This window comes from Psychrobacter sp. 1U2 (genome assembly GCF_051847575.1).
Window position 1 is genome coordinate 1 of sequence record NZ_JBPYDC010000765.1, and the last position, 847, is coordinate 847.

Here is an 847-nt window from a genome sequence, read left to right on the forward strand (position 1 = left end):
CAAGACGGCACGAGAAGCAGGATTTGACGGCGTAGAGGTTCATGGTGCCCATGGTTATCTGTTGCATCAATTCTGGGTTGAACAAACCAACAAGCGTGATGACGAATACGGCGGCAGTCGTGAAAACCGCGCGCGCTTAACCCTTGATGTCATCGATGCTTGTGTCGATGAGTGGGACAACGATCACGTCGGTATTCGACTCTCGCCACAGGGCACGTTTAACGCCGTAGAAGCCGGCTATGATGAAGATGATAACATCTGGCTCATTGAGCAAATCAATAAACGCGGTTTGATGTATCTTCATCTCTCTGAGCCTGATTGGGCAGGAGGCACGCCATATAATGACGGTTTCCGCCAGCGTATTCGTGATGCCTTTGACAATACGATCATTGCAGCGGGTGGCTATACGGCCGAAAAAGCAGAAAGAAATGTCCGTGAAGGCTATATTGACGCGGTTGCGTTTGGTCGTGATTTCATTGCAAACCCTGATTTGCCTGAGCGTATTCGTCAAGATGCGCCGCTCAATGAACAGCATCCACAAACCTTCTATGGTGGCGGTGCTGAGGGTTATACCGATTATCCGTATTTGGAGCAAAAACAAGCGTAAGTGTACGCTTAGTTTTACATGTTAATATAATAAAAAGCCGCCTTACTGTCATAGTAGGGCGGCTTTTTTTGAGCTTGTATTAATGGTTAAACGACTTCGCCGCAGACAAAACCGCTTGCCCAGGCCCATTGAAAGTTATAGCCGCCAAGCCAGCCCGTGACATCAAGCACCTCACCGATAAAGTATAGACCGTCCTGAAAATTGCTCTGCATTGTTTTTGACGACACCTCATCGGTTTTT

Annotated in this window: 2 protein-coding genes; one reads left to right on the forward strand and one right to left on the reverse strand. The window is 47.9% G+C overall.

Annotation, left to right across the window (positions count from 1 at the left end):
* The coding region (locus ACS8FD_RS18605) for an oxidoreductase (RefSeq protein ID WP_459252156.1) at nucleotides 1-607 on the forward strand (607 nt) is incomplete at its 5' end.
* A gap of 86 nt (nucleotides 608-693) precedes the next feature.
* Here ACS8FD_RS18605 and ACS8FD_RS18610 read toward each other — a convergent pair.
* A partial coding sequence (locus ACS8FD_RS18610; RefSeq protein ID WP_439276935.1) for an NAD(P)/FAD-dependent oxidoreductase occupies nucleotides 694-847 on the reverse strand: 154 nt, incomplete at its 5' end.